Genomic DNA, 26,107 nt, shown 5'->3' with positions numbered 1-26,107 from the left:
TGCATGGGAATCTGCATATTACGGGCCTTTTCGGGGGCCGGGTTGGCTGATGCGGCCGGCGGCTTGGGTGAAGGTGGGCATGCCGAGTTGGGTCGTGTTGCGGCGCTCGGTGATCTGGTCCATTTCGGCCAGTTTGGCCCGTGCCCCTGCGAGGCTGACTTTGAGGCCTTCGGCTTCTCCGAGCCAGCGGTGAGACTCGGCTTCGGCGATGCGCTCGATGAGATTGTCGCGGATCTGTGCCAGGCGGGGCCTGGCAGTGGGATCGGGACGCAGCAGCGGGCAGCGCAGGCAGCTGTGCTCGTGGATGCAGGGCGTGTCGTAGGAGCGGCCGCAGTCACCGACGGAAACCTTGCGGTGTTCGAAGTGGCCGATGAACTCGGCCCATTCGGCATCGGTGGGGGTGCGGTATTCCTGGCTGGGACGTAGCGCGCGGCGGCGGGCGATGAATTCACGGTGGCCGTTGATGACTTCTTCGGGGTAGACAGCCTTGTATCCCATGGTGGTGTTGATGTCGCGGTGGCCGGCGACGAGCTGGGCGATGTGCGGTGGCATGCCGTGCATGATCGCATCGGTGATGAAGATGCGGCGGAAGTCGTGGAAGGTGTAGCGCATCGGGCTGCCGCCGCCGTCGTTGATGCCGAGTTCCTGCAGCGCGTGGTCGAGGTAACTGCGTAGCGCCCGTTCGGAAACCGCCCGGTTGTCCAGGCGCCGACGCCATTGGAACAACAGTGGCAAGGGCGGGTTGTAGACGCGTTCGTTTTTGTCGTAGGACACTACCGGCGGGACGTGGGGTTGCCCGGCGCGGATCCGGGAGACGATCTGGGAGAGCACATCAGCGAGTTCGGGTGAGATGACCAGTATTCGCTCGGCGTCGGTCTTGGAAGGGGCGATCTGCAGCAGCGGAACCAGTTCCCCCGTGTCGGGCAGCCGGTATTGGATCAGGCTGTGGTGTGAGAGCTCTCCGAGTTCTTCGATGCGGATGCCCGTGTGGCGCAGCACCTCGATCATGGCCCAGGTCCAGAAACCACGATGCTCTTCGAAGGTCAGGTCGCGGCGTGGTCCGCCCTCCGGGTCCTCGGCCCAGACCCGACCGGTGGTTTCGGTCTTCATAGCGGTGCGGCGCAGCGTTTGGCCTGCAGCGGTGAACAGTCCACCGGGTGCGGTGCGTTCGCCGGCCACCAGCAGATCCCTCGTGCGTGCCCGTTCGGCCTGGACCCACGAGATCAGTGCCGGCAGCACCGGCAGCCGTTCGCGGGTGCGTTGGTCCGTGCGTGATTTACGGGCCAGCCGGTCTTTTTTGTGGGAGACATCCGTGGCGCTGACCGGACAACGCACGGCCCAGGGACCCCACCGTGCAGGGTCGTCATCGGCCCACTCGGCCAGGTCGAGGTAGAAGGCGCGCACGGCAGAAAAGACGCTGCGCCCATCCAGTCGTGCCGACGTCCTGTGGATCTGCTCGCCGTTCGGGGAGGTGCTGGTGCGGGCACGGGTCATGACCCGCTTTTTCCATGACGCGGCGACCTCGGACGAGAACTTCAGTGAATCGATCCCTGGCTGGTGGGCTTCCAGGTCGGCCCAGAACAATTTGCCCAGCAGGTAGGCGGTGCGTTGCAGCGAGGAGAAGTCCATCGCCATCTGGCGTTCCCGCAGGTAGTCCACGAGCACGTCCCGGACCGGTCGGCACTTGATGTTGTAGCGGTCGATCAGCTGCTCGCACGTGGGTTGCCCGTTGCCGGAGAACATTTCAATGGCGGCGGGCGCATCCTCGCCCCAGACATGGTGCCGCAGCAGTTGATAGAACAGTGGGCTGCGCGCGTTTGTCTGCAGCCGGGTACTGGTGCCGATACCGGTGACGGTGGCGAGCAGCTCAACGCAGTCTCCGACTCTCACCGCCGAGACCGGCCCGCCCTTGGCGGCCATGATGATAGCGATCCGGGTCAGGGCCTGTTGGCTGGTTTGCGGCTCCAGGTGTGCTTCGGTGCAGGCCTGGTTCAAGTCGGCGAACGCCTTGCTGTCGCGGGTGCGGGCCATCTCGGTGGTCAATCCCCGACGCGCCGGGGCGAAACGCAACAGCCAGTCCAGGCCCGGACGGATCACGTCAGCGCAGATCAGCACCATCAGGCCGATACTCAGGTGGGGTGCCGGCTCACCAGGAGCGTTCCGCCCCCGGCCGGCGGCCTCGCCGATGAACAAGTCCCGCCAGTCGGACACAGCCTCCGCGCCGCTTGCCTGCCACCGTTGCTGCCAGTTCCCGCCGGGGAAATCGGCCAGCCAGCCCAGCACTGCCAGCACTCCCGTCCGGCGAATCCGCTGGCTGTCCGGATTCTCCAGCCTGAACGGTGCAGCGAGCACACGGGCCAGCACAGCAGAACGATCATCACAGGTGGAAGGCCACGACGGGTCAACCCCGCGCGCGGGGAACGCGGCCATCAGCTGCGCCCCCGTTTGCCCCACTGCCGTGGCCGCCGCACCACTGACCACCGGCGGGGCGAGTAATTGCCCGCTGCCCGTCACGGCTGGTTCCCTCCGAACAGGATCTGCAGGCTCTCAGGCCGGTAACCCGGTGCAGGTGTCGGCGCCGGGTCACGCAGGAGCTGCCGGGCATGAAAGGCAAGCACTCCGGCAATCACGTCCTCAGTCACCGGGTTCAAATACCGCTGCGTTGTAGACAAAAATGCATGACCCAGGACCCATTGGACGTCGGTCAACGGCATCTTCGGATCCTGGGCCATCCGGTAGGCGGCCGTGTGGCGAAGGTCATGCAGCGACCAGTCCGTGCCCAGCGATGCATTCGCCCGATCGAACATCGCCCGCGCCGCGTCATAGGTCAAGGCACGGAACGGGCGCCGCAACGTCCACCACAACGGTTCATCCCTGCCCGGCGGAACAAGGCCCGACACTTGTGCCTGATAGAGACGCAACCAGAGGAACGCGTCCGGCGCAGCAGGCAATGGCTGCAACGCACCGGTGCCCTTGCGCAGCACGGTGATCAATTGCTGCCCAGGATCAACGTCAGCCACCGTGGCCCCAAGCAGCTCCGAGGCCCGGGCACCTGTCGAGACCCAGAACGCGACCAATGCCCGGTCCCGATGCGACCCCAGCCGGGCGAACAACTGATCGAACTGGTCATCGGGGATCGCCCGTGGGGCCCGGGTCATAACTTTGGGCCGATAGCGGCCGCGGCGCTGCCCGGAAAACGGTTCCATCGGGTTGTGATGCGCCCGCGCCCGGGTGCCTCCACGGGCACGGGCCAGGGGAAACGGGTTGAGCATCGGCCCGGTGCCCGCTTCCAAATGGAAGTCGTAGAAGCCACGCAGCACGCTCTCACAATGCGCAACCGTTACCGCGGCATACCGGTCGCCGACGGGGGCCTTACCTGGCCCGGGATTCTCTTTCTCCGCACCGGGCGTCGCGTCGGCACCCGGCCCGCCGGCATCGGAGTATCGCCAATGAGGTCGCACCGGCTTAAGCGCCACCTGCAGCCAACGGCAGAAATCACGCGCTTCGACCTGGGTTGCCTGATCCCACACCATTCCGAGCGCCGAAAGGAATCGAAACCAACGCAACAAGTCCATGCCATATGACCGCAACGTCGTCGCCGGCCGCCCGCAGGCTACCAGCTCGGCGAAGAATGCCGCCGCCGGCCCTATCGTCTCCCCGGCGCCGTCCACCAGCCGATACGGTTCGAACGGATTGCCGGTTGCCTTCAGCGAACCCGAAGGCGGCACCACCAGCCCGGACAGTACCCGCGGAACGTTCTCGTCGTTGACCATGAGAACAGAACCTAGCCGATGCAAACCGGCGCCGCCTACGATTCTCCCGGGAGGGCCCGACTAGTTCGGTTAACACGTCTGTCTTGGCCTCGCCCGGGTGCAGGTCCGCGATCCGGCGCATGGCCAGCCCGGGCAGGTAGCCGATCATGATGCCTTCGGCCAGTGCCACGGCTACGGGCAGGGCGCCGATGGTTGCCGGCTGGTCCACGACGAGCAACAGCCTCCCGTGCCCGGCCAGCGAGGCGATGATGGAGCGTAGTTTGGCCTCGTCCTGGGGCAGCGCCCGGTCAAGGAGTTTCTTCCCGGCCCGGTCCAGTGCCACCGCATGATGGTTGCTCTTGCCAACGTCAACGCCGATGAAGACGTCGACGAGTTCGTGTTCTTTGATCAACGCAAACCTCCCAGAATTTGTGTCGAATCAAACGGTGTTGGTCTGTCCTGCGGCGGCAAGGTCCGGCATCCACGTTACGGCTGACGCCCATCCCTACGGCGCTGGTCGTGTCCCCATTAGCGATCCCCTGGCGCCTATCGGACCCCGGTGACAACACCCCCCGGATCATTAATGACTGGGGGAAATAATCATGCCGGGACCGACAGGCCAACAACCCCGATTCTTGCTTATTGAGGGGCTACTAAGAAGGTAACGGGGGGGAATTACTCGCCTGCGGACGCGCGCCGCGCGATGTGGATGCCGCCGGCCGTTGCCGAGAATTCGAGCTCAACCAGGCTGGTAATGACGAGGTCTGCATTCAGATCCGCCGCTGCGTGTGTACCCGCCACCGCCAGGGTCGTGCACCCGGCATCATGCGCGGAGCGCAGACCAGCCGCTGCGTCCTCGACGACGAGGCAGCGGGCGGGGTCGAAACCCAGCCGCCGGGCGCCTAGCGCGAAGGGTTCAGGGTCCGGTTTGCCGCGCACGACATCGTCGAAGGTGACTACCACGCGGGGTGGCACCAGCCCGGAAGCCTTGATTCGTGCCGTGGCCAGGGGCCGCGTACACGAGGTGACAATCGCTTTGCGATATTCCCCGATGGCCGAGAGCGCTTCGGCGGCTCCCGGAAGGACGGTGATGCCGCCGACCTCGGCGATCTCGATTTGTTGAATGCGCTCAAAGGCTTCGTCGAAGTCCTCGGTCGGAACCAGGGAAGCCACAATGTCCCGGGCCGGCTGGCCGTGGGCGCCGTCCAGGAACGATGGATCGAGTCCACGTTCGGCACACCATGCGAGCCAGGCCCGACGCACCGCGGGGGTCGAGTCTATGAGAGTGCCATCCATATCGAACAGGACAGCGTCAAACGTCTGCCCGATCACGGGTCGCAAAGGTCGGCTCACGTCAGCGGTATCGGCTCCGGAGACAAGGATGGTGCGTTCATTGAGCTGGGTCATGGATGCGGCTTCTTTCTTGCTCGGCACTCTGGAATGGATTTCGGGCCCATCGCCTGTGGAATCGCCCGTCAAAAGATAAATGTAACTCTGGAGGACTCCTCGGCTGGAACGTTGCCGAAAATCCTGGGACTGCCCCCTGCACGGCTCACGCTTCTCGGCTCAAGGCGAAGTTCTCCAGGGCCCGACTGCCCGAGGATGTCCGAAAGGAAGATTGGCTGTGGCATCAACAGCAGTTTGGGGCGATTTGCTGGATCAGCGGAGGCCGCAAACCAGTTTTGCTCCGGCTCGAGCGTCAAATTGTCAGCTGACGCCTGGGCCAGCGCCAGAATGCGGTTTCGGTTCAGACGCCTCGTGTTTCCGCGCCGCCCTGTTGAGAGATTCCAACACCCGCGCGTTGTTTGCCGCGTCCGTGAGATGGTAGCGGAGCGGCGTACCGTTTAGGACGCTGTCGGCGAAGTGTTCGCCCATCCGTACGAAATGGTTTTCGCCTTTGAACTTGTGATGGGTAGTGTCCTGCCCGAAGTGATGCTCCTCCAGGACCGACTCTTCCTCCAACAGCCCAAAAGGATTGTCGAGGTAGAGCCGGCCCTCGGTGCCCGTCACTTCTAAGAAGTTACGGCGCTCGAGGTTCACTCCGGTATCAAAAAGCGCGGTTGCGCCGCCGGGGAAGCGCAGCATGCCCGCAATGCTGGTGTCAATTAGGCCGCCGTCGTTGGCGTCGCGGTAGTTGCCAAAGGCGGCGACTTGAGCAGGCTCCTGCGCCGTGACCATTCGGCTCATGTTGACGCAATAGCACCCCGTATCGAAAAGTGCGCCGCCGCCGAGACCGGCATACCAGCGGATGTTGTCGTCCCCGCCCGCATCGAAGGAGTGACCAACGTGGACAAATGTCAATTTGCCCACGGCACCGGCCGCGAGCAGCTCCTGCATCTTCTCGAAACGCGGGTGAAAACGGTACATGAAGCCCTCTAGGACTTTGAGCCCGGTCTCGTCGGCCTTGCGCGTAATCTCCTCGCACTCCGCGGCGCTCATCGCCAAGGGCTTTTCACAGAGGACGTGCTTGCCTGCGTCCAAGGATTTTAGGATCCACTCGAGGTGCAGTGCGTTCGGCAGCGCAATGTAGACGGCGTCGATGTCCGGGGACGCGAGCAGCGCCTCATAAGAGCCAAACGCCTGTGGGATGCCGTGCTTGTCGGCGTACTCCCTAGCCTTTTCCAAGGTGCGGGAAGCGAAACCTACGACCTCACCGTTTTTCGTTTCCTGCAACGCCGGAATTGTCTTGCGGACGATGCGGGCGCTGCCCAGGACGCCCCAACGCAATTTCTCGCTCATTGAACTCTCCTTTTCTAATGCCTACCCCGCCTGAGAAGGAGAGGGGTTCATCAATGACAGGCGGCCGGCGGAAGGCGCGGCCCTGTGCCTTCCCAGGCCCAGGCCTTGTCCGTCCTCAGCCCCCGCCACCGCCGCCGGTTTTGTTCCCGGGAAACCCGTTGGCGGACCCCGGTGAGCATGTCGGTGGCCAACTAGACCAGGTGGAATGGATCCACGGTGACGGCCCGGCAGGGCGGCCGTCACCCGACGGTCACGAGAGTTTCCGCTCCCAGGTCTCCCCAAAGGGAACCGTTGAGCTGAGATCTAACGTGTACCGGCCAGGATGATGGCGGGTGACCAGAATGCCGGCAGACCGTTGCACCATTGCCACCTGCCGGAGCGTGGCCTCTGCATCGTTGAGCAACTCGTGAAGTTGACCCCGCGTGGGAGCGAGGACTTCCAAATGCTCGATGGTCTGACTTGGCACAATAAACACCTTCCTTGTGATATATGTCACGATATTGTGAATATTTTGACATGAACAGACGTTCAAGTCAACCGTTCTAGATGAAGATGTTGAATCTTTTCCATTTCCCAAGCCGTTATCAAGTCTTCTTCTTTGCTGGTGGTGATCGCTGGCCCTCGCCGGCTACTGCCTGGAAAGTATTTAGCGCCGCACCGCCTCGGAATTTCAAGAGTCGCCTGAGACAAAAGGTAGTAGACGAGCTGCGCTGATTCGCCGAACCAACTGCTCTCGCGATCTGTTGGCCGTCTCCGGTGGTCCACCTGCACTCGCAGCGGCAAGGCAGACTGCGCTGGGACGAGGACCTGGCAGCGTTCGTGCCCAACAGTGTTGTCCCGAACCAGCAGGTGGCCGGTTCTGGCCGTGGCAGCTACGAACTTGCCGACTGCCTGGCAGAAGGCATTTCCGCCGGTGCCGCGGCGGTCATTGCCGTCGGGTTCGAATCCGACGTCGAGCCGTCAACGCCGACGGCGCCGTGCGCCTCGGCGCCGACCCGCCAGCTCTGGCTGGTCCCCGGCCAGGAGGACGGCCCGGGGGAGTGGCACCACCACTTTGTTGATTTCCAGCGCGACCAGTCCGTGGCGGATGTCCTGCGCTCCACCGGCGTCGGCATGCGCTCGGTGGAACACGTCAAGCGCTACACCTCGATCAGCACCGCCAACGACCAGGGCAAGACCTCCGGGGTAAACGCGATCGGCGTCATCGCCGCGGCCCTGAAGCAAGGCACAGGAGAAACTGCCGGGATTGGCGAGATCGGCACCACCGCGTACCGGGCACCGTTCACGCCGGTGGCTTTCTCGGCCCTGGCCGGCCGCCAACGCGGGGAGCTCTTCGACCCGGCCCGCCTTACCTCCATCCATCCCTGGCATGTCGCCCACGGTGCCCTGTTCGAGGACGTCGGGCAGTGGAAGCGGCCTTGGTACTACCCCCAGGGCGGGGAAGACATGGACGCCGCCGTGCTCCGCGAGTGCGCCGCGGTGCGTGAATCCGTGGGCTTTATGGACGCCACAACCCTGGGCAAGATCGAAATCCGGGGCAAGGACGCCGGTGAATTCCTGAACCGGATCTACACCAACGCGTTCAAGAAGCTCGCGCCGGGCTCCGCCCGCTACGGTGTCATGTGCACCCCGGACGGCATGATCTTCGACGACGGCGTCACGCTCCGCCTCGACCCAGACCGGTACTTCATGACCACCACCACCGGCGGCGCGGCCAAGGTCCTGGACTGGCTCGAGGAATGGCTGCAGACCGAATGGCCGGAGCTGGACGTGCACTGCACCTCCGTCACGGAGCAATGGTCCACGATCGCCGTCGTCGGGCCAAAATCCCGCGCCGTTCTCGCCAAGCTGGCACCCCAACTGGCAGCCGACGGCGGCCTGGACGCCGAAGCGTTCCCGTTCATGACCTTCAAGGAAACGACCCTCGCCTCCGGCGTCCAGGCCCGGATCTGCCGGATCTCGTTCTCCGGCGAACTGGCCTACGAAATCAACATCCCGTCCTGGTACGGGCTGAACACCTGGGAAGCCGTGGCGGCCGCCGGCGCGGAATTCAACATCACCCCGTACGGCACCGAAACCATGCACGTCCTTCGCGCCGAAAAAGGCTACCCGATCGTCGGACAGGACACCGACGGCACCGTCACCCCGCAGGACGCCGGAATGGAATGGGTGGTCTCCAAGGCCAAAGACTTCATCGGCAAGCGGTCCTTCGCCCGCAAGGACGCCGGCCGCACGGACCGGAAACACCTGGTCAGCGTCCTGCCCGTGGACGGCACCATCCGGCTCCCTGAAGGCACCCAGCTGGTGGAGGCGGGCATCACCGTCAACCCCGCCTATGGCCCCGTCCCCATGGAGGGCTTCGTAACCTCGAGCTACCACAGCGCGGCCCTGGGCCGATCATTCGCCCTCGCCCTGATCAAGAACGGCCGCAACCGCATCGGCGAAACCCTCGTGGCCGCCGCCGGCGACCAGCTGGTTGATGTAGTGGTGGCTGAAACCGTACTTTTCGACGCTGAAGGGACCCGCAAAGATGGCTGACACCGCAGCTCTTGCAGATATCAATGGACTCCGGGAAGTCCGCCGCAGCCCCGCATCACACCTCGCAGGTGCCATGGCCGCAGGCTCCATTTCCGGAAGTGTGACGCTGAAGGAGTGCCCGTTCCAAACGATGGTGGGGATCCGGGTCGACCCGGACTCCGACGCCGGCAGCCGGATTGGGTTCGTAACCGGCGGGTTGCCCCTGCACAGTGGAGAAACCGTCGCTGGGGACAGAATCCGCGTCCTTTGGCTCGGGCCCACGGAATTGCTCGTCACGGCGCCGGAAGATGCCCATGATTCCTTCGGCGGGGACCTCATCCAGTCACTCGTAGGTGCCGTGGGGGACAGCGAAGGCCAGGTCGTGGACCTTTCCGCCAACCGCACGACGTTTGAAGGAAAGAGACCCTTCGTTAATCACCCGATACCTCTTCCGCGGAGCACCGGCAGCAACCGCGTTAAGCGCGGTTTGGCTTAGATGCTCAAGGGCGGCGTCATCATGGACGTCGTCAACGTTGAACAGGCCCGCATCGCCGAAGACGCCGGTGCCGTTGCAGTCATGGCTCTGGAATGCGTTCCGGCCGATATTCGTGCCCAGGGTGGCGTGTCCCGCATGTCGGATCCGGACATGATCGACAAGATCATCGAAGTCGTCTCCGTGCCGGTCATGGCCAAGGCCCGGATCGGCCACTTCGTGGAGGCCCAGGTCCTGCAGTCGTTGGGCGTGGACTACATTGACGAGTCCGAGGTCCTGACTCCGGCCGACTACGTCCACCACATCGACAAGTGGAACTTCAAGGTTCCGTTCGTCTGTGGCGCCACCAACCTCGGTGAGGCCCTGCGCCGCATCAACGAAGGCGCGGCCATGATCCGTTCCAAGGGCGAGGCGGGCACCGGCGACGTCTCCAACGCCGCCGGGCACATGCGCCAGATACCAGGTTTGCCGCCCTGCCCGAGGACGAGCTCAACTTCGCGGCCAAGGAACTGCAGGCCCCGTACGAACTGGTCAAGGAAGTTGCCGCCGCAAAGTAGAAAACGGCTACATCGGACTGCCGTCAATGAACATCCCTGGATGTGACGCCGCCATCGCTGACTCCCTCACCCACCCCGCCGGTTCGGTCATAAGCTCCGGATTCTTCGAGCTCAAGGCCTCCGAGCCCTTGGTATACACGTACACCTGCGACGAAATGAAGGTCGTCGTGAAGGGTGAATTCATCCTCACCGACCAGAGCACAGGGGACGTGACGCACGCGAAGGAGCGCGACGTCTTGTTTTTCCCCAAGGGAGCAACAGTGAAGTTTGAGACCCCCGACTACGGTCTGGGGTTCTTCACCGCTCACGGCTCCATGTCATCCTAAGGAGCATTAAGCGATCCGGTTCGTAGACGCCGCCAGCAGGCGGCGGCTACGAACCGGATCAACGGACCCGCTGCCTTCCTATGTGCCGGGGAGCCAAGGCATACTTAATCACCGGTTGAGGCAGCGCCCCATCCAAATACACCATCTCGGTCCTCCAAGTTGAAGACAGCGCTGGCGACTCTCTGGCCATACATCGGGCTCGCCAGCGGTGATCGTGTTCAGGTTTCGCGCCCTCGCAGTGTCTTCGCCCCTGTCGCAACAGCTATGCATCATCAGCTTGTTGCGGCAGGGGCAAGGCATCTGTGGGGAATGTTCCCTGTCAGTACTTCGAGGGGCGCCTCAGCACCGGGATCAGTACCTGACCGACCAGGAAAAGGCCGCGAACACCACCATGATGTGCCGTTTATAACGCAGCCACGATGAAGAATTGGAGTTGGACCCTTGAGTATCATTGGCAAAGACCGTGACCCGGTGTCCGCCCAACTCATTGTGAACCGCGGACCCAGGGTCAACTGGAGCGTGTTTATCATCGCTTCAGTCATCATCATCGCTTTCTCTCTCTGGGCGATGCTGTTCCCCGCCAACGCGGACGGCACCATGAAAACGGTGGTGGCCTGGATTGCGAAGAACCTCGGCTGGTTCTACGTCCTCACCGTCACTGTAGTGATCGGTTTTGTGCTGTGGGTGGCGCTGTCCAAGGTGGGCTCGGTCCGGATGGGCCCGGACCACTCCCGTCCCCAGTACAAGCTCTTCACATGGGTGGCCCAGCTGTTCGCCGCCGGGGTGGGCATCGACATGCTCTTCTACTCCGTGACCGGACCCATCACCCAGTACATGAACCCGCCAGAAGGACAAGGTCAAACGGCGGCCGCAGCCCAGGACGCCGTGGTGTGGACTATGTTCCACTACGGTGTGGCGGGCTGGTCCATGTATGCGCTGCTCGGCATGGCCATGGGGTACTTCGCCTACCGGTGGGGCACGCCGCTGTCCATCCGGGCAGTCCTGTATCCGCTGCTGGGCAAGCGTGTCCGGGGCGGCCTCGGCGACGCGATCGACATCGTCACCCTGGTGGGCACTGTCTTCGGGGTGGCCACGGCCATGGGCATCGGCGTGGTGCTACTGAACGTCGGCTTCGCCATCATATTTGGTCTGGAGCAAGGCCTGGCCCTGCAGATCGCTCTGGTGATTGTCGCCGTCGTGCTGACCATCGCCGCGTGCACCTCCGGCGTCGATAAGGGGATCCGTTGGATCGCGGAGCTGAACATCTGGAGCGCCGCGGCCCTGCTGCTGTACATCCTGGTGACCGGCCAGACCTCGTTCCTGCTCAACTCCCTGGTGGAGAACATCGGCCGCTTTACCGTTACCCTGCCCGGCCGCACCCTGCAGACGTTCGCGTATGAGGAGGGCGGTTCGGAGTGGATGGCTGGCTGGACGTTGTTCTTCTGGGCGTTCTGGCTTGCCTGGGGGCCGTTTGTGGGCCTGTTCCTGGCCCGTATCTCACGCGGCCGGACGCTGCGCGAGTTCGTCATCGCCGCCATCACCGCCCCCGTGCTGTGCGACTTCCTGGTCGTGAGCATCTTCGGCAACAGCGCCATGCACGAGGTCCTGGGCGGGAACACGGAGTTCGCCCAACTGGCTATGGACAGCCCGGAACGGGGCTGGTATGCGCTGCTCGAGATGTTCCCGGGCGCCGCTTTCCTGATCGGGTTGGGCACGTTGTCCGGCATGCTGTTCTATCTCACCAGCGCCAACTCCGGCGCCATGATGATGTCCAACTTCTCCTCCACCATCCAGGACCCGTCCCAGGACGGGGCTAAATGGCTGCGCATTTTCTGGGCCATACTCACCGCGGTGCTCACCATCGCGATGCTGGTGGCAGGCGGGGTGACCACCATGGAGCACGCCACGCTGATCTTCGCCCTGCCGGTGACGATCATCGCGTGGCTGGTGATGATCTCCTTCTCAAAGGCGCTGCGGGTGGAGCGGGCAGAACGTGAGGGCCAGGTGCTGCGTCAGCAGTCGAAGGCTGTGCACGGCAGCCACGGGCCGGACCGCACCTGGCGCCAGCGGCTGGCAGGGATCCGGTCCTACCCCTCGAAGAAGGAGCTAGCCCAGTTCATGGAACGCACTGTGCAGCCCGCCCTGGCCGAGCTGGTAGGGGAGTTCATCGAGCAGGGTCACCAGGCCACCTTGGACATTGCCCCGAACGAACACACGGGAGTTTCCGGTTACGCGCTGGTGGTCACCATTCTGGACCATCGCGACTTCCTCTATCAGGTCCAAGGCGTGGAAGCCCCGGTGCCGACGTTCGGTGGGCGTACGTTCCACGAAGCGGACGTCTACTACCGCGCGGAAGTCTTCTCACCGACCGGCTCCGAGGGCTACGACCTGATGGGCGTAACCCACCAGCAAATAATCGACGATGTCCTGGCCCGTTACGAGGGCCATCTGGGCTTCCTTACCTCCTTGGGCCAGCACGACAGCACTTCCGTACTCACCCCGCCGGTAGCGCGGGCCGCAGGTCCCATCACGCCGGTGGCGCCTGCGGCAGACGACGACAGCGCGGACGACACCATCAAGGAGTGAGCAGGCCAGGAGTCAGGCAGTGACTGTTTGCCCGGTCCGGAACCCGGTGTTAACACCCGGCGGCGGCATGGACACCCAGGAGGGGTCGTTCTCGCTGTTATGTATGTCTTCATGGTGGTCGCGGAGAGTCTTCTCGCCGGAGGCCTTATCTCATTCAACTGTTCCAAACGGCTTCGACCCCGGCGGGGGGTTCATCGGCGGATCTGGGTCTGATCCAGCGCGGCAGCGTGGTCCGCCACCGCAGCGAAAACCCGGCAGGCCGCATGCCCTATTACCAATGGACCGCCAAGACCGGCGGCAAGACTGTCACCCTCACTCTCAGTCCGGAGGAAGCGGACCTCTTCCCGGAATGGATCGCCAACGACTGCGCACTGCAGGTGATCCTGAAGGACATGCCGCGCGTCTGCGAACACGCCGCCCAACTCATCCTCGTCCAAAAGGTTAAATAACAAGCTAAGCGCCCGCTGCGGGCACGGCAGCGGGCGCACTGAGCCGCTCCGCTCCGTGGAGGGCATCCGCAGCCCGGATCAGGGCAAGGTGGGAGAACGCCTGCGGGAAGTTCCCGGCCATCCTGCCGGCTTTGATCGCGTATTCCTCGCTGAGCAGACCCAGCTCGTTGGTCAGACCCACCAGACGGTCCATCAGCGCGTTACCTTCCGCCTTCCGCCCGCTGTGCGCGTACTGTTCCACCAGCCAGAAGGAGCAGGCCAGGAACGGATGTTCACCGGGTTCCAGGCCGTCTACCCCGGTTTCGGTGCGGTAGCGCAGCATTAGACCGTCATCGATCAGCTCGCGTTCCAGCTGCGCCACGGTGCCCAGCATTTTAGGATCGTCGTATGGGAGGAAGCCCACCTGCGGAATAACCAGCAGCGAGGCGTCCGCCTGAGAGCCGCCATAGACCTGGGTGAAGGAATTGAGCCGGGTGCTGAACCCATCCCTCAGGATTTCCTGGCGAAGCCGTTCACGCGCTGCCGTCCAGCGCTCCACCGGCCCGTCCAGTCCGTGCTCGCACACCGCACGGACGCCGCAGTCGAAGGCCGCCCACATCATCACCCGGGAATGCGTGAAGTGCATCGGTTCCCCGCGCATCTCCCAAATGCCGTGATCCTTCCGCTCGAAGTGTTTTTCCTGAAATCCCAGCAATTCACGCTGCAGGGGCCATGAAAAAAGGTCCTCCGTGCCGCCGGCACGCCGCAACTTCTCCAATGCCACCATCACCTCGCCGATGACGTCCGCCTGGAACTGCCCGACGGCACCGTTGCCGATGCGCACCGGAGCGGAATTCTCATAGCCCTGCAGATGCGCCAGTTGTCGCTCCTCGAGTTCGCGCTCCCCTGCCAGGCCATACATGATCTGGAGGTCCTCTGGATCCCCGGCGACGGCGCGCAACAGCCAATTGCGCCAATGCAGGGCCCCTTGCGCCTGACCATGGGCCAGCATCGCCTCCAGCGTCAGGGCCGCATCACGTAGCCAGCAGTAGCGGTAGTCCCAGTTGCGCGCGCCGCCGAACTCCTCCGGAAGGGAGGTGGTAGGAGCGGCAACGATGCCCCCGGTTTCCTCGTGCGTGAGTGCGCGCAGGACCAGCAGAGAGCGCTGGACGGCCGCCGCATAGTCGCCTTCCTGACGGCACCTGGAGGCCCAGTCGGACCAGAAATGCACGGTTTGGGCGAGTGCCGCGTCGACGTCGATCCGGGTCGGGCCCGGGCGGTAGGAGGGGTACCAGGCAAGTTCCAGATCAACCCTTTCTCCGGCCGCGACAGTGAAATCGACAGTATGCATATCGCCACTGGCGTTAGGCAGCACATCCCCGTGCAGCATGAGCGCATTCGGTCCGGCTACCGCCAGCAGCACCTCGATGCCCTGAGCGTCCGCCATCCGGCCGACCCAGGGCCGGACCGCGCCGTAGCCAAACCGGATCTTCAGTTCCTGGTACATCCGGACATTGCCGACTAGACCCTCGACCCTCCGTACCACCGAGGCACGCTGGCCTTCCACCGGCATGAACTCGGTAATCCGCACCCGTCCGCCGTCGGCATCCCACTCGGTCTGCAGTACAAAGGTGCCATTGAGGTACTCCCGTCTGACTACGTGGGCATCCGAGCCTGCGGGTGCCAACAGCCAGCGGCCGTGGTTTTCGGTGCCCAGGAGCGCCCCGAAAACGGAGGGAGAGTCGAAGCGGGGGAAACAGAGCCAGTCCAAGCTGCCAGTGCGCGATAGAAGCGGACCGGTGTGCATGTCGGAAAGAAGCGCATAGTCCTCGATACGCGATGCCATGTGCCTCAGTTAATCACATTTGGCTCTGGGATTGAGGGCGCCAGCGGGAGGAACTGCTCCGGGCAGGAGTCAGCCGGCGATTTTCACCGAATCAGCGTGAGGTTCGTTTCGCTGGCCTGCTGCTCCCGGGACCGGTTCCTTGGTCTCGGACAGCGCGGCAGCAGCATCGTCGTCATCTCCTGGACGGTTGCCAAAACTTCTGCGGACCTCAAAGCTGAGCAGAACCACGATCAGTGTCACGCCACTCATCAGGAACTGGGACTGGGTACCGGGAAGAATGGCCATGGCCACAATCACCGACAGCATAAGCGCGATCGTAGCGTAGCTCAGCCAAGGGAACAGCCACATCTTCAGCTTCAAGGCAGTGGGGTCCTCGCGGCCCAGCCTGTTGCGCAGAACCACCTGTGAAGCGGCGATCACGCGATAGACGAAAAGTGCCGCCGCGCCGTACGAGTTCACCAGGAACCCAAACACAACGTCGCCCCACAGGTACACACAGATCACGGAGACATACCCGACCGTGGTGCCCGGCAGGATGGCCCGGCGGGCACCACCCGTGGACAGCTTGGTGAAGAACTTGGGTGCGTCGCCGTTTTTGGTCAGGGCGAAGAGCATGCGCGAAGTGGTGTACAACGCGGAGTTAAGGCAGGAGAGTACGGCGGTCAGGACGATGAAGTTCATGATGGTGCCCACGGCCGGAATGCCCATCACATCCAGCACCGCCGCGTAAGGGCGCACCCCGACGCTCTTGGAGTCCCAATTCTAGATCGTCACACCAGGCCCCCGGCCGGAGCGCCAGGTCTTCCCACCGTTGATGAACGGGCCGACGAGTTCCTCTTTCTTGGTGCCGACACTGATGGCCGGCCACCCCGGCGTTGATATGTTCCGCGCTCTGGTTGTTGATGTAGTTGAATTGGGCGTCACGGTCGGCGTGCACCGTTCCTTCGACCTGTATCGCGTTACCCTGCAGGCTGAATCCCTGCCCCTGGAGCTGGTTCGCCACCGTCCACACCGAGACCCGATGTCCAGTCCGGCTGAGTTCATCGGCCAGGGCGCGGGTGGACTTTGTTGTCCGAAATGGGACGGCGGTCTCGCAGGGGCGCCGAGTCCGTATGCTGCACGAAATCCACTCGGGGTCACTTACTGGTGTTGGCCGATATTCAAGTGGTCTGTATTCGCCGGTGTCTGGGCCCGGCGGAATCTTTCACTGGACCTTTCCGGCCGCAGGTGCTGGCCATGCCGGTTGCTCGCCGCTAAGCCTGAATCCACCGGTCGGCTGTCGCTGATGGCCGGATTCTGATTCAGTCTTGTTTTCGGGCCGGGGGCAGGGTGGATGGCAGGACCTCGCTGTCCGGTGGTGTTCCACTGTTTCTTTCGGTTGCGCCGTATCGGCTGGATTGACAGGGTTCAGGCCGGTTTGGGCGGCGGGAAGATCGTGTCGAAGAGCTTTTCCCAACCGTCCTGCCACGGCCAGTTTTCGGGCAGATGCAGTCTGATACGCCGGGCCGAAGATGCGGTCCGGGCGGCGACGTTGATGATTTTGGTCCGGATCGTCACGGTGGTGGCTTTGGCGAAATGCCCTCCGGCGAGGGTGCCCGCGGCGCGGGTGAGGTTGAACGCCATGGCCGCGGCGGCGAGCCAGGCGGCGTTGGCGTTGAACTTTCCGGAGGGCAGGTGGGCCAGCGGACCGGCGCGCAGATCGGAATGGACCTGCGCGATCACCGCGTGGGCGCGGTGGGTCTTATCCGCCTTGACGGTGTCCAGGACGTCTGCGGCGACGGTGGTGAAGAACGCGTGAAACCGGTGGGTGTGAAACAGGGTTTCCTGACCCGTGACGGCCTTGGGGTTCAGTTCCGGAACCCTGCGGACCACCAGCCTGCCGGCAACGCGGTCTTCATATTTCTTGGAAATGAACGCGGTGAACCCGATTTCGGCGACCTCGGCATCGGAGATCCAGGTGTTGGATTCCTCGTCGAAGATCGCATTGGTGTATTTGATCTTCTCCCACGCGGAGTCCGGGATCTTCGCGATGGCTTTCTTCACGTGCGGGTCCATCCGGGCCGTGATCGAGACTTTCGCGCCGGCCCGTGCCGCGGCGGTGACAACCGCGTGGTTGTAGAACGCGCTGTCCGCGCGCAGCAGCACCATGCCGTCCGCGTCCGCCGAACGCAGCCGATTCACGGTGGCGAGGGTGTCGGCCACGAATTTGCCGGCCCCGCGCCGAACTGGTGGCGCCTTTGCGCAGCCGCGCCCCGGTGATGACCGGTGCGGCCTCGTTGGTGGTGACGGTCCCGATCAGCGCGTTCAGGCCCTTGACGCCGTTGTCCCCGTAACCGGCGCCCTGCTTCTGATAGCCGTAGGTCGCCTTGACCGTGTCGTCGATATCGACCAGTGCCAGAGCGTCGATCCCGGCCGTGACCGGGGCGGCCCTGGCCAATGCGGGCAGCCAGCGGGAGGCGACCGCGTCGAGCTGGCGGACATGGCCGAAAGTGAACGTCCGCAGAAACGATCCCAGCGTCGAAGGCGCGTAGGCGCCCTTGAACAGTTTCCCCATCCCACCGTGGCGCAGCAGTCCCATATCATCGATGGAATCGGCGCCGGCAACCATCCCGGCGACCAGGGCCGTGACCTTCAACCCCGCGTTGGCACCGAAATAGTCCGGCAGTTTCAGATGCTCATCGACCAGTTCCCCGAGCCCGGTTTTCCCGGCCAGACCCATGACCGGGACCAGCCCCGCGGCCGACACGAGATTCGGATCATCAAAAGCGCTGGAAATAGCCGACTGGGTATGGAAAAGTTGCATCTACGGAATGCTCCTCTGCAAGGCGAAAACGGAACTCTAGACAAGTCCTATTTTCCCTGATCAGAAGGGCATTTCCGGTTTAAAACGCCGGACCGGCCCAAACCCAACCGGTGGATTCAGGCTAAGAACTATGCATGCCCACCGGCTTCGCTGTTCTCAGGCGGCCACCGGGAGACGAGTACCCGCAGCAGCTACCTGTTCCGCGGCCTCCAGGGGAGAGAGCAGCAGATTGTACTGGGCGTCCGTCAGTTGCTGCGGGTAGGTGATGGCCAGCTCCGCCAAGAGCAGGGCGGCGACCATGTAGTAGGTTCCCGCGATGCCGCCCATGCTCTCCACGACCATCGCCCTGATGCGGTTAGCGTCAACCAGATGGGCGCGGTCAACCAGCGCGAGCCGTGCGCTCATGTGTTCGACATGGCGCTGGGCTTCCCTGTCCGTTAAGGCCAAGGCGTGCAGCTGCTCCGGCACCCAGGTGCGGCCGATAATCCGGCCAGGCTGGGGAATGCTGTCCATCATGACCCTCGACTCCTAATGTGCGGTCCGGGACTGGTGTCCCGTTCCCTTCTGATACACTTGACTGTAGACCTTTAATGTTAAATGTCAATAGACATTGAAGGTTAAAGGTCAATGTATTAGCTCACCACATAGACTCGGAGCGTCGTCCATGGCCAGCTGGAGAGAGCAACTCGCATTCGCACCCTTGGAAACCTTGGAGCGTGGCGAAGAGATCGGGCGCCGGCTTCGTTATGCGATTGAGCTGGGTGTACTCGAAGACGGAGCCCAGCTCCCTAGCGAAAGCGATCTGGCTGCAAGGATGGGCGTCTCTACCCTGACGCTGCGTGCCGCCCTCGCCGAGCTCCGTCATCTGGGACTTCTCGAAACACGGCGTGGCAAAGGCGGCGGCAGCTTCGTGAGGGCGAACATCGGAGACATTGCCAGGGCTCAGCTGGACGCCCTTGCCGCCTACTCCCTTGAAGACCTGCGCGACATCCGAGAATATCGCGCCTTCCTGGCGGGATCAGCTGCCACGGCAGCGGCAGGCCGGTCGCAGCAGGTCTCCACCGGGCGCCTCGCTTCGATGGCGGCTATGATCGAGACCGCACGCACACCCGCCGAAATGACGCGAGCGGACAGTCGGTTCCACATAGAGCTTGCGGCCACATCGGGATCCGTTCTGTTCACCCGTCAGGAGATGGCCATGCAGGCTGAAGTCGGGGCCTTGGTATGGGCCAGCGATTCTGACCGCCGCCGCGCGGCGGGGAACGAGCACACTGTGATCGTGAACGCAATCCGATCCGGGGACACCATTCGAGCACGAGCCCTCGCCGAAGACCATGTGCGCCGGGACATGAACCGCCTCATCGACCTGCGGATGTCCATGGAACCTCCGCCACCAGGGTCGCCGCCCGGGAACGAAGACATTGATCGCTCGGTTTCAGCCGTCGAATTGTTCGCTGTGAGCCTCGAAGGGAACGTGGCCGCGTCGATCAAGACCGTCGAAGAGGCCGTCCAGGCCGACCTTGACCGCGCGAAAAACGGAAAGCTAGATGAGTTGGTTAACGTTTACGACGCGGCGCGCCGGAGTCTAGCGAGGGCCATGCCGGCTGTGTACGGGACGGGATTCGTGGCCGATCCGTCCTTCTTCGGCGAAATGGGCTTCATCTGGTGCTACATCCCGTCGGGTCCGGAATCGCCGCAGCGGATGGAACTGGATCTGGAGTTCTATGACTACACGACAGCACCGTGGTGGCCCGGGAATGACGCTGATGACAAGGTCCACGCCAGCTACGCTTACGTGGACGCCCTCGGATCCAACGAGCACCTCGTCACCTTCACCAAGCGAGTCATGAGGGACGGCAGGATGGTTGGTGTTGCTGCCGTTGACATCCTCGTCAGAGGGCTCCAGGCTGGATTCGACCCGTTCCTTCGGTCCTTGCCGTCAAACACGTGCATCGTGGACCAGAACGAAGTGGTTATCGCTACCAACACGGCCAGCCTGGTCGGCGGAACCCTCTCCCGATCCCGTCAGATTGAACGGAGAATCGCTCTTCCATCGGTCCCGTGGAACCTCTGTTTAGGTGTAAGTACAGAAACCGGGGGTTGAGTAAGAACTGAACAGCGCCAAGTGCCTGTTCCTGATCGGAAAATAGAAGGTGAGTAGGTGGGTTGGAGCCTGAGGCCTGTGGTGGCGTAGTACTACAGTCGCTTTCATTCTGTTCCCTGCCGATGAACCAACGGGTCATTGCCAAAACCGGCGCCCTCGGCGCCGAGTTCCGTGCCCGATGAACTGATCGCCTCCCTGTCCTGGCGGGCCTGGCGGACCCGGTCCGCCGGCCAAGGCGCCAAGGGGGACCGCCGCTACGCCTGGGCCAGGGCCCGGATCAACGGCGGCAACGACCCGAAAAGTGAGCACTGGCTGCTCGCCCGGCGCACCCAGGCCGATCCTGGCGTACTACATCCGCCACGGTCCCAAGCGCATTGGGCTGGCCGAACTCGTCCGGGTCGCCGGCGCCCTGTGGGCGATCGAGGAAACTTTCCAGACCTCCAAAGGCGAAACTGGGCTGGACCACTACCAGGCCAGGCAATGGACGGGCTGGCACCGGCACATCACCTTGTCCATGCTCGCCCACGCCTTCCTGACCGCCACCCGGTCAAAAAGGGGGCTCCCGTCTCGGAGATGGTGAGCTCATAGCCCTCACCCTGCCCGAAATCAGGCACCTGCTCACCCATCTGGTCTGGGCGCAGCCGCCCTGCCCGGAACACACCCTCAAACGCTCCCGCTGGCCGCCGAAAAACACCAGCAAACCGCCAAACGGAACCACTACGTAGGCCCGAAACTCGGCGCCGTCCCGGGTCCGGGCCCAGATGGGGAATCCGATCTGCGGGGTCCTCATGATGCACCCGCCCTGGGGCGGCGAATGCTTCGAAACGCTTAGAGACGACGATGCTCATCAGTTCCGGGGACGCCGAGAAATACCAATAGAGGCTCCGCACTTCCGCGTGACCCATATAGGTAGCCAACACCGGGATCTTGGCATCGACGTTGACCCCGTGGGCGTGCCAGGCCTCGATGCGCCGTACCACCATCCGGTGCCGCAGGTCGTGGATGCGCGGTGCCCGGGGTGCGCCCGACGGCGGTCCAGCCCAGCTGCCGGCGCAAGACGTGAAGGTGTGCTCGGCGGCGTTGTAGCTGACCCGGTCGCTGCGGTCGCTGCGGTCGGTGCGGAAGAACGCCTGATCCCCGCTTGGCCGGCCGTAGCGTCGTTCGCGCTCGGTGGCTTACTCGCCCTTGCATCCCAACGCGCTGGGATGCAAGGGCACGAGCCGGCTCCGGCCGCGTTTCCCGGCCCGCACGGTGAACACGCCTCCCGCCAGGTCCACGTCATCACAGGCCAGGGCCAACGCTTCACTGATCCGCAGACCGGTGCAGGCGATCAGCCCGAACAAGGTGGCGTAGCAGGCCGACCTCGCGTAACGCAGCGACATTGACCGCTGCATAGATCCTGGTGGTGGACAGCGAGGAATGCCCCATCACGTCAGCGATCTCTGACAGCCCGGCCCCGTGTTCAAGCAGCTCGGTGGCCAGAGAGTGACGCAGCAGATTGGACCCACGTGTCGGTACGTCGATGCCCGCATTGTCCAAGGCATGCTCGACCGCACGTCTCACGATGCTGCTACTGTTCGGGGCACCAAGGCACCGGGGCGCAGCCTATGCAGCACGAATACCTCGCGGCAGCCGGTCTCAGGGCGACCGCGAGGTATCCGGCCAGCGCCGTGCCGACCTGGTTGGTCAGCGGCAGCAATGCGCCCTGACCGGTCTTTCGGGCACGGATCCGCAAAGTGGCGTTGGACCAATTGAGATCCTCCAGCTGCAGTTGTACGACCTCACCTGCCCGCAGTCCCAGACGGGCCAAGCAGAGGATGATGGCCCGGTCTCGCAGCCTACGAGGCGAAGAGGAGTCCAGGGAAGCAATCAACTGTTCGAAGGTCCCCGAATCCAGGTGCCGGACAAGACCCGTTTAGCGCCGCGGCACCATCGGAACCGCATCGTCCAACCGGTCCTCACGGAGGCCCTCCGAGCGCAGGAACCTGAAGAACGAACGCAACGACGTTGCTGCCGACTCCACCGTCCTGGACCGGTAGCGGGCTGGCGCCCCACCGACGAAAGCGATCACGTCTGAGGGGCGGATCAGCCTCGGATCCGACGCACCATCGGCGAACACGGTCACCAGGAATTCACCAACGTACTTGGCGTAGTTGCGCCGCGTTCCCGGACACACGCCGCGGACCCGCCGCAGATGCTCATCCAAGGCCGCCAGCAGCGTGCCCACCGTCATTTCATCATCAATATTCATCGGTCTGCTCCCTGTCTTCCAAGCTGATTGGATACAAGAAGTGTCCCGATTATGTGCAGCCAGCGGGCGACTCACCCAACGAGGAACTTGTGTGCGGGTTCGAGGCCCGGGTCCTGGCGGCGGGCGACGACCAGGTGATACCCGACGGTGGCAGGTTCGGCGCGCACGAGGTCAGCGATGCGTTTCCGGCTCAGTCCGAGCCGGTACATCAACACCCATTCTGCGTCCGGAGCGCGCCGTAACCGCCTGTCCATGATGGAGCCCATCCTGCCACGGCCGCCCCGCACGACGGGCCAGCAACGTGGATCCCAACGACGGCGGAGCTATTGGGTCCCGCCGCCCGGGCCGATGAGCTGCCGGGGGGCGGAAGGGCTGACAAAGCCGTCGAAGTTGGGGGCGGTATTGCCATCGAGAAGTAGGAATAGTAGTTTTGTTACTACTACTCCTACTACTACTTTTTGAGGTTATCGCCGTGGCGTTGAGTGTGAAAGAGCGTGTGTATGCTGCTTCGGAGCAGATCAGTGCCGAGCGCCGGCCTACCGTCTCGACGGTGCGGGCAGCGGCGGGTGTGAGCAACGCCGACGCCACCCGTTACCTGAAAGAGTGGGTGGAGGAGAAGCAGGCCGCGGGAGGTCAGGTCGCCGCGACGCCGGCAACGGTGCTGGAACAGGCCGCGCGGCTGGCCGGGACCTGCTGGGCCGAAGCATCCGCACTGGCGAATGAGCGGCACGCCGCTGCGGAAGCGGTCTGGGCGCAGGAGAGGAAGGATCTGGGCCTGGAGATCTCCGAGCTCGTCGCTGACCTGGACAAGGTCACCGGCGAGAAAGACGCCGCCGTCACCGAGCTCACCGCCCGGGTCACCGCACTGGAAACCCACGCTGCAGCGATTCAGTCGCAACTGGCGCAGGCACGCGCGGCCGAGCAACAGGCCAGCGCCGCAGCCGCGGATGCATCGGCCAGGGTGGCTGCGGCTGAGGCCCGGGCAGAGACCTTGCAAAAGGCCCACGACGCGCTCCTGCAGCGCATCGTGCCGGAAACCCTGGACAAGGATGACCGGGGCCAAACGAACCATTAGCGGAACCCCCCGGCGTTGAGCTGCGAGGAAGGGGCCCCACCTGACCTCCCGGACCGTTCGAGGCCCTACATCACCACCTACCGCGCCCTCGCCAAGACCCGGCGCAGCCAAAACACCTAAGCCGGTCGTATCTCCCGTACCCGGACTGGACGGGGATTGAGGACCACCACGACACCCGGAAGACCTCCCGAAAAGCACCCACCATCATGGCCGGGGAAACAACAATCACCGTCATCGGAAACCTCACCAACGACCCCGAACTGCGGTTCACGCCAGCGGGCTCCGCGGTCGCGAACTTCACGATCGCCTCCACGCCCCGGACCTTCGACCGGGCCTCCAGTGAATGGAAGGACGGCGAAACGCTCTTCCTCCGGGCAGCGGTGTGGAGCGAAGCGGCCGAGAACGTGGCCGAGTCCCTGACCAAGGGCATGCGTGTCATCGTCACCGGGCGGCTGAAGTCACGGTCCTTTGAGACAAAGGAGGGGGAGAAGCGCACCGTGATCGAATTCGAAGTGGATGAGATCGGTCCGTCCCTCCGGTACACGAACGCCAAGGTCAACCGCAGCCAGCGCAGCAACCAGGGTGGGCAGGGAAGTGGCTACCAGGGCAACGGCAACGCACCTGCACAGGCGGTCCCGCAGGATGACCCTTGGGGCGTTCCGGCGACGAGCAACGCCGGCGGTGGCTGGGGCGCCGGCCCGGACACCGAACCCCCGTTCTAACCACTTCACCTTCCGGGGCCAGCAGATACGCTGGCACCGACAGGCCCCGCCCCACCCTCCGACGACAGGATCCCCCATGGCTGAGAACGTGCCCTGCTGATGGCGAAGCCAAAGAAGATTGCGGCGTTCACGCCCTACTACACGGAGGATCAGGCGGGGCAGGTCCGTGCCGCTTTTGTAGCAGCGGGCAAGGAGGAGAAGGGGATGCAAGCGTGTCGGACTTCATCGTCCGGGCCAGCATGCGGGAGGTGAAGCGCCTGCAGCGCAAGCACAACGGAGGGAAGCCGTGTGAGCTGCTGCGAGGATTTCGGGACAGCGGAATTGGTGGATTCTTCTACGCTGCCAGGGCTGGCTGTTGATAACCATAGTGGACTTCGTTGGGCCGTCGGTAACCGGGCGCGGAGTGTCGGCGCCGGCTGTTGTAAAACCCCTCGATGTAGCGGATAACGTCGCTGCCTGCTTGTGATTTGGTCGCGTAAACAGTCCGGTTAACGGGCTCTCCTGACTCATCCGTGGGCTAATTTCGGCCGGGAAGCACTGGTTTGGGACCGCCGAGGCTGAGCATGGCCAGGGCGATGAGTGCGTCTGGGGATTTGAAGCCGAAGGCGATTCTGGTGATGAGTCTGATCTTGGTGTTCATGGACTCGATGCGCCCGTTGGAAAGCCTGTGCTCGATGGCGGCCAGGATACTGGCCCGGTGTTTGACGATGGACTGCTGCAGTTTCACGAAGGATGGGATGCGGCACCGCCGCGCCCAGGCCACCCACTTGTCGAGCGCTTCGGCGGCCTCGTCGAAGGGCAGTTTGAAGACCGTGCGAAGTCCTTCCTTCAGGTAGTAGGCACGGCCGAGCCGGGGGTCGGTCTGGACGATCCAGGCGAGCTTGGTTTGCTGTTTCTCGGTCAGGTTTTCAGGGTTCTTCCATAGCGCGTACCGGGAGTTCCTGACCCCGGCGGCCAGGGCGCTATCGGGGCGTGCCGGGGACCCGGCCGGCGGCCGTCCCCGGCCTCTTGCCGGCTCGTTGGCCCGGGCTGCTCTGCGGGCCTCGTTCCAAGCCGTCCGGCGGACTTCATCGAGAGCCTCGGTAGCCCACTTGATGATGTGGAATGAATCCGCGCACTGGACGGCGTCCGGGCAGCGTTCGGTGACAACGGCGGCGATCCAGGGGGCCGCATCCGCGGTTACGTGCGTGATGGCTGCGGAGCGTTCATCGCCGAGAGCATCGAAGAAGGTGCGCAGGGTGGCTTTATCGCGGCCCGGTGCGGCCCAGAGCAGCCGACCGGAATCGTGGTCCACGACCACTGTCAGGTACTTGTGTCCGCGCTTGTAGGAAATCTCGTCAATGCCGATCCTTTTCAGGTTCGCGAAGCGGTCGAATTCTTTCTCTGTATCTGCCCAGACCCGGGTAATGATCGCCCCGACGGTGCGCCAGGCGATACGCATCAGGGCGGTGACCGCGGTCTTGGAGGACTTGGTGGCGAGCCAGGCGACCTGAGCATCGAAATCATGGGTGTGGCCAGCCTGGTGCCGGGCCCACGGGACGGCTGCCACGCTCACGCCGTGGTCCCGGCAGCGGACCCTCGGGGCGCCGGCTTCGAGCCATACCTGGACCGTGCCCAGGTCCAGGGAGCGCCAACGGCGCCTCCCCTGACCCTGGTCGTATTTCGGGCTCCGGCGCCCGCAGATGCCGCACCGGTTCCGCATAGAGCCGGTAGGCCGGACCGAAGCGATCAAGAACCCGCCACCGTCATCCAAATCAATGGACTCCACAACCGTTTTCTCGACACCGAGCAGAGTTCGCCATAGTCTTGCATCTTGCACGCCGTTTTCCCGTTCCAAAAGTTTCTGTTCCTTAGACAGTCAGAAACCTAGACGGAAAGCGGCGTGCTTCCGTTAAGGCGCGCGCAAAA

General features: G+C 63.7%; 22 protein-coding genes and 7 pseudogenes. 12 read left to right on the top strand and 17 right to left on the bottom strand.

Going from position 1 to position 26,107, the window contains the following annotated elements; genetic code table 11:
* Positions 1–18 precede the first annotated feature (18 nt).
* From ACVWZ8_RS22435 to ACVWZ8_RS22425, 3 genes and pseudogenes are all read right to left on the bottom strand, one after another.
* Positions 19–2,514 (bottom strand): tyrosine-type recombinase/integrase, encoded by a 2,496-nt coding sequence (locus ACVWZ8_RS22435; protein ID WP_456506043.1) that lies wholly within the window; start codon positions 2,512–2,514, stop codon positions 19–21.
* Positions 2,511–3,773, bottom strand: a complete 1,263-nt coding sequence (locus ACVWZ8_RS22430) for a tyrosine-type recombinase/integrase (protein ID WP_456506042.1) — start codon at positions 3,771–3,773, stop codon at positions 2,511–2,513. The genes ACVWZ8_RS22435 and ACVWZ8_RS22430 overlap by 4 nt, the downstream gene beginning before the upstream one ends.
* A 76-nt stretch (positions 3,774–3,849) precedes the next feature.
* Positions 3,850–4,164: pseudogene (locus ACVWZ8_RS22425) on the bottom strand (IS110 family transposase); the annotation flags it as partial.
* Between ACVWZ8_RS22425 and ACVWZ8_RS22420 the strand changes: the two are divergent.
* Positions 4,099–4,248, top strand: coding sequence for a hypothetical protein (locus ACVWZ8_RS22420; RefSeq protein WP_456506158.1), 150 nt, complete (start codon positions 4,099–4,101; stop codon positions 4,246–4,248). The pseudogene ACVWZ8_RS22425 and the gene ACVWZ8_RS22420 sit on opposite strands and share 66 nt — an antisense overlap.
* 179 nt (positions 4,249–4,427) lie before the next feature.
* On the opposite strand, the gene ACVWZ8_RS22415 is transcribed toward ACVWZ8_RS22420, so the two are convergent.
* Positions 4,428–5,159, bottom strand: coding sequence for an HAD family hydrolase (locus ACVWZ8_RS22415; RefSeq protein ID WP_456506041.1), 732 nt, complete (start codon positions 5,157–5,159; stop codon positions 4,428–4,430).
* Between the two features lie 300 nt (positions 5,160–5,459).
* Positions 5,460–6,491 carry a Gfo/Idh/MocA family protein gene (locus ACVWZ8_RS22410; RefSeq protein WP_456506040.1) on the bottom strand — a complete coding sequence of 344 codons (1,032 nt, stop codon included), beginning with the start codon at positions 6,489–6,491 and terminating at the stop codon, positions 5,460–5,462.
* A gap of 750 nt (positions 6,492–7,241) precedes the next feature.
* Between ACVWZ8_RS22410 and ACVWZ8_RS22405 the strand changes: the two are divergent.
* From ACVWZ8_RS22405 to ACVWZ8_RS22380, 6 genes and pseudogenes are all read left to right on the top strand, one after another.
* A pseudogene (locus ACVWZ8_RS22405) lies at positions 7,242–9,029 on the top strand (glycine cleavage T C-terminal barrel domain-containing protein); the annotation flags it as partial.
* Positions 9,022–9,504 carry a hypothetical protein gene (locus ACVWZ8_RS22400; RefSeq protein WP_456506039.1) on the top strand — a complete coding sequence of 161 codons (483 nt, stop codon included), beginning with the start codon at positions 9,022–9,024 and terminating at the stop codon, positions 9,502–9,504. The pseudogene ACVWZ8_RS22405 and the gene ACVWZ8_RS22400, both read left to right, overlap by 8 nt.
* Positions 9,505–10,049 (top strand): annotated as a pseudogene (locus ACVWZ8_RS22395) (pyridoxal 5'-phosphate synthase lyase subunit PdxS); the annotation flags it as partial. It lies immediately after the preceding gene.
* A gap of 35 nt (positions 10,050–10,084) precedes the next feature.
* A complete protein-coding gene (locus tag ACVWZ8_RS22390) occupies positions 10,085–10,384 on the top strand; it encodes a cupin domain-containing protein (RefSeq protein ID WP_456506038.1) in 300 nt (99 codons plus the stop codon).
* 441 nt (positions 10,385–10,825) lie between these two features.
* Positions 10,826–12,970, top strand: a complete 2,145-nt coding sequence (gene betT / locus ACVWZ8_RS22385; RefSeq protein WP_456506037.1) for a choline BCCT transporter BetT — start codon at positions 10,826–10,828, stop codon at positions 12,968–12,970.
* A gap of 227 nt (positions 12,971–13,197) precedes the next feature.
* Positions 13,198–13,419, top strand: a complete 222-nt coding sequence (locus ACVWZ8_RS22380) for a DUF6788 family protein (RefSeq protein ID WP_456506036.1) — start codon at positions 13,198–13,200, stop codon at positions 13,417–13,419.
* Positions 13,420–13,423: 4 nt separating this feature from the next.
* Here the strand turns inward: ACVWZ8_RS22380 and ACVWZ8_RS22375 are convergent, their stop codons facing one another.
* The 5 genes and pseudogenes from ACVWZ8_RS22375 to ACVWZ8_RS22355 all read right to left on the bottom strand — a co-directional run bounded on the left by ACVWZ8_RS22375 (position 13,424) and on the right by ACVWZ8_RS22355 (position 18,563).
* Entirely contained in the window at positions 13,424–15,244 is a 1,821-nt protein-coding gene (locus tag ACVWZ8_RS22375; RefSeq protein ID WP_456506035.1) for a glycoside hydrolase family 15 protein, read from the bottom strand.
* Between the two features lie 69 nt (positions 15,245–15,313).
* Positions 15,314–15,982, bottom strand: a complete 669-nt coding sequence (locus ACVWZ8_RS22370) for an amino acid permease (protein WP_456506034.1) — start codon at positions 15,980–15,982, stop codon at positions 15,314–15,316.
* A gap of 39 nt (positions 15,983–16,021) precedes the next feature.
* Positions 16,022–16,316: pseudogene (locus tag ACVWZ8_RS22365) on the bottom strand (ISAzo13-like element transposase-related protein); the annotation flags it as partial.
* 335 nt (positions 16,317–16,651) lie between these two features.
* Positions 16,652–18,047 (bottom strand): annotated as a pseudogene (locus tag ACVWZ8_RS22360) (IS1380 family transposase).
* Between the two features lie 156 nt (positions 18,048–18,203).
* Entirely contained in the window at positions 18,204–18,563 is a 360-nt protein-coding gene (locus tag ACVWZ8_RS22355; protein WP_354252328.1) for a hypothetical protein, read from the bottom strand.
* 148 nt (positions 18,564–18,711) lie between these two features.
* On the opposite strand from ACVWZ8_RS22355, the gene ACVWZ8_RS22350 reads away from it, so the two are divergent.
* Positions 18,712–20,151 (top strand): GntR family transcriptional regulator, encoded by a 1,440-nt coding sequence (locus ACVWZ8_RS22350; RefSeq protein ID WP_456506033.1) that lies wholly within the window; start codon positions 18,712–18,714, stop codon positions 20,149–20,151.
* Between the two features lie 301 nt (positions 20,152–20,452).
* Entirely contained in the window at positions 20,453–20,731 is a 279-nt protein-coding gene (locus ACVWZ8_RS22345; protein WP_456506032.1) for a hypothetical protein, read from the top strand.
* A gap of 595 nt (positions 20,732–21,326) precedes the next feature.
* Here the strand turns inward: ACVWZ8_RS22345 and ACVWZ8_RS22340 are convergent.
* From ACVWZ8_RS22340 to ACVWZ8_RS22320, 5 genes are all read right to left on the bottom strand, one after another.
* The gene (locus ACVWZ8_RS22340) at positions 21,327–21,533 is read right to left on the bottom strand and encodes a tyrosine-type recombinase/integrase (protein WP_456506031.1); all 207 of its coding nucleotides are present in this window, start codon (positions 21,531–21,533) and stop codon (positions 21,327–21,329) included.
* Positions 21,454–21,714 carry a tyrosine-type recombinase/integrase gene (locus ACVWZ8_RS22335; protein ID WP_456506030.1) on the bottom strand — a complete coding sequence of 87 codons (261 nt, stop codon included), beginning with the start codon at positions 21,712–21,714 and terminating at the stop codon, positions 21,454–21,456. Before ACVWZ8_RS22335 ends, ACVWZ8_RS22340 begins: the two co-directional genes overlap by 80 nt.
* Before the next feature lie 7 nt (positions 21,715–21,721).
* Complete coding sequence (locus tag ACVWZ8_RS22330) at positions 21,722–22,048, bottom strand: tyrosine-type recombinase/integrase (RefSeq protein ID WP_456506149.1); 327 nt, start codon at positions 22,046–22,048, stop codon at positions 21,722–21,724.
* An 18-nt stretch (positions 22,049–22,066) separates the two neighbouring features.
* Positions 22,067–22,402: a site-specific integrase gene (locus ACVWZ8_RS22325; RefSeq protein WP_456506029.1), complete on the bottom strand. Its 336-nt coding sequence runs from the start codon at positions 22,400–22,402 to the stop codon at positions 22,067–22,069.
* Between the two features lie 71 nt (positions 22,403–22,473).
* A complete protein-coding gene (locus ACVWZ8_RS22320) occupies positions 22,474–22,656 on the bottom strand; it encodes a hypothetical protein (RefSeq protein ID WP_456506028.1) in 183 nt (60 codons plus the stop codon).
* Between the two features lie 230 nt (positions 22,657–22,886).
* Between ACVWZ8_RS22320 and ACVWZ8_RS22315 the strand changes: the two genes are divergently transcribed.
* The 3 genes and pseudogenes from ACVWZ8_RS22315 (at position 22,887) to ACVWZ8_RS22305 (ending at position 24,558) form a co-directional block, all read left to right on the top strand.
* A complete protein-coding gene (locus ACVWZ8_RS22315; protein ID WP_456506027.1) occupies positions 22,887–23,477 on the top strand; it encodes a DNA-binding protein in 591 nt (196 codons plus the stop codon).
* Between the two features lie 206 nt (positions 23,478–23,683).
* Complete coding sequence (locus ACVWZ8_RS22310; RefSeq protein ID WP_456506026.1) at positions 23,684–24,199, top strand: single-stranded DNA-binding protein; 516 nt, start codon at positions 23,684–23,686, stop codon at positions 24,197–24,199.
* A 99-nt stretch (positions 24,200–24,298) separates the two neighbouring features.
* Positions 24,299–24,558 (top strand): annotated as a pseudogene (locus tag ACVWZ8_RS22305) (ParB family protein).
* On the opposite strand, the pseudogene ACVWZ8_RS22300 reads toward ACVWZ8_RS22305, so the two are convergent.
* Both ACVWZ8_RS22300 and ACVWZ8_RS22295 read right to left on the bottom strand, forming a co-directional pair.
* Positions 24,534–24,698: pseudogene (locus tag ACVWZ8_RS22300) on the bottom strand (IS3-like element ISAar4 family transposase); the annotation flags it as partial. The pseudogenes ACVWZ8_RS22305 and ACVWZ8_RS22300 sit on opposite strands and share 25 nt — an antisense overlap.
* An 18-nt stretch (positions 24,699–24,716) precedes the next feature.
* Positions 24,717–26,018: an ISL3 family transposase gene (locus ACVWZ8_RS22295; protein WP_456506025.1), complete on the bottom strand. Its 1,302-nt coding sequence runs from the start codon at positions 26,016–26,018 to the stop codon at positions 24,717–24,719.
* Positions 26,019–26,107: the final 89 nt, after the last annotated feature.

It is taken from the genome of Arthrobacter sp. UYCu723, assembly GCF_054059215.1.
The sequence above is the reverse complement of the archived record's forward strand: the minus strand, read 5'-3'. Positions and strand labels throughout refer to the sequence as shown.

Excerpts from the sequence above, each read along its gene's own strand:
- ACVWZ8_RS22340 (WP_456506031.1), bottom strand. The coding sequence starts at position 21,533 with ATGTCGCTGCGTTACGCGAGGTCGGCCTGCTACGCCACCTTGTTCGGG.
- ACVWZ8_RS22350 (WP_456506033.1), top strand. The coding sequence starts at position 18,712 with ATGGCCAGCTGGAGAGAGCAACTCGCATTCGCACCCTTGGAAACCTTG.
- ACVWZ8_RS22410 (WP_456506040.1), bottom strand. The coding sequence starts at position 6,491 with ATGAGCGAGAAATTGCGTTGGGGCGTCCTGGGCAGCGCCCGCATCGTC.
- ACVWZ8_RS22355 (WP_354252328.1), bottom strand. The coding sequence starts at position 18,563 with ATGATGGACAGCATTCCCCAGCCTGGCCGGATTATCGGCCGCACCTGG.
- ACVWZ8_RS22400 (WP_456506039.1), top strand. The coding sequence starts at position 9,022 with ATGGCTGACACCGCAGCTCTTGCAGATATCAATGGACTCCGGGAAGTC.
- ACVWZ8_RS22320 (WP_456506028.1), bottom strand. The coding sequence starts at position 22,656 with ATGGACAGGCGGTTACGGCGCGCTCCGGACGCAGAATGGGTGTTGATG.
- ACVWZ8_RS22415 (WP_456506041.1), bottom strand. The coding sequence starts at position 5,159 with ATGACCCAGCTCAATGAACGCACCATCCTTGTCTCCGGAGCCGATACC.
- ACVWZ8_RS22310 (WP_456506026.1), top strand. The coding sequence starts at position 23,684 with ATGGCCGGGGAAACAACAATCACCGTCATCGGAAACCTCACCAACGAC.
- ACVWZ8_RS22430 (WP_456506042.1), bottom strand. The coding sequence starts at position 3,773 with ATGGTCAACGACGAGAACGTTCCGCGGGTACTGTCCGGGCTGGTGGTG.
- ACVWZ8_RS22375 (WP_456506035.1), bottom strand. The coding sequence starts at position 15,244 with ATGGCATCGCGTATCGAGGACTATGCGCTTCTTTCCGACATGCACACC.
- ACVWZ8_RS22420 (WP_456506158.1), top strand. The coding sequence starts at position 4,099 with ATGATGGTTGCTCTTGCCAACGTCAACGCCGATGAAGACGTCGACGAG.
- ACVWZ8_RS22390 (WP_456506038.1), top strand. The coding sequence starts at position 10,085 with ATGAACATCCCTGGATGTGACGCCGCCATCGCTGACTCCCTCACCCAC.
- ACVWZ8_RS22325 (WP_456506029.1), bottom strand. The coding sequence starts at position 22,402 with ATGAATATTGATGATGAAATGACGGTGGGCACGCTGCTGGCGGCCTTG.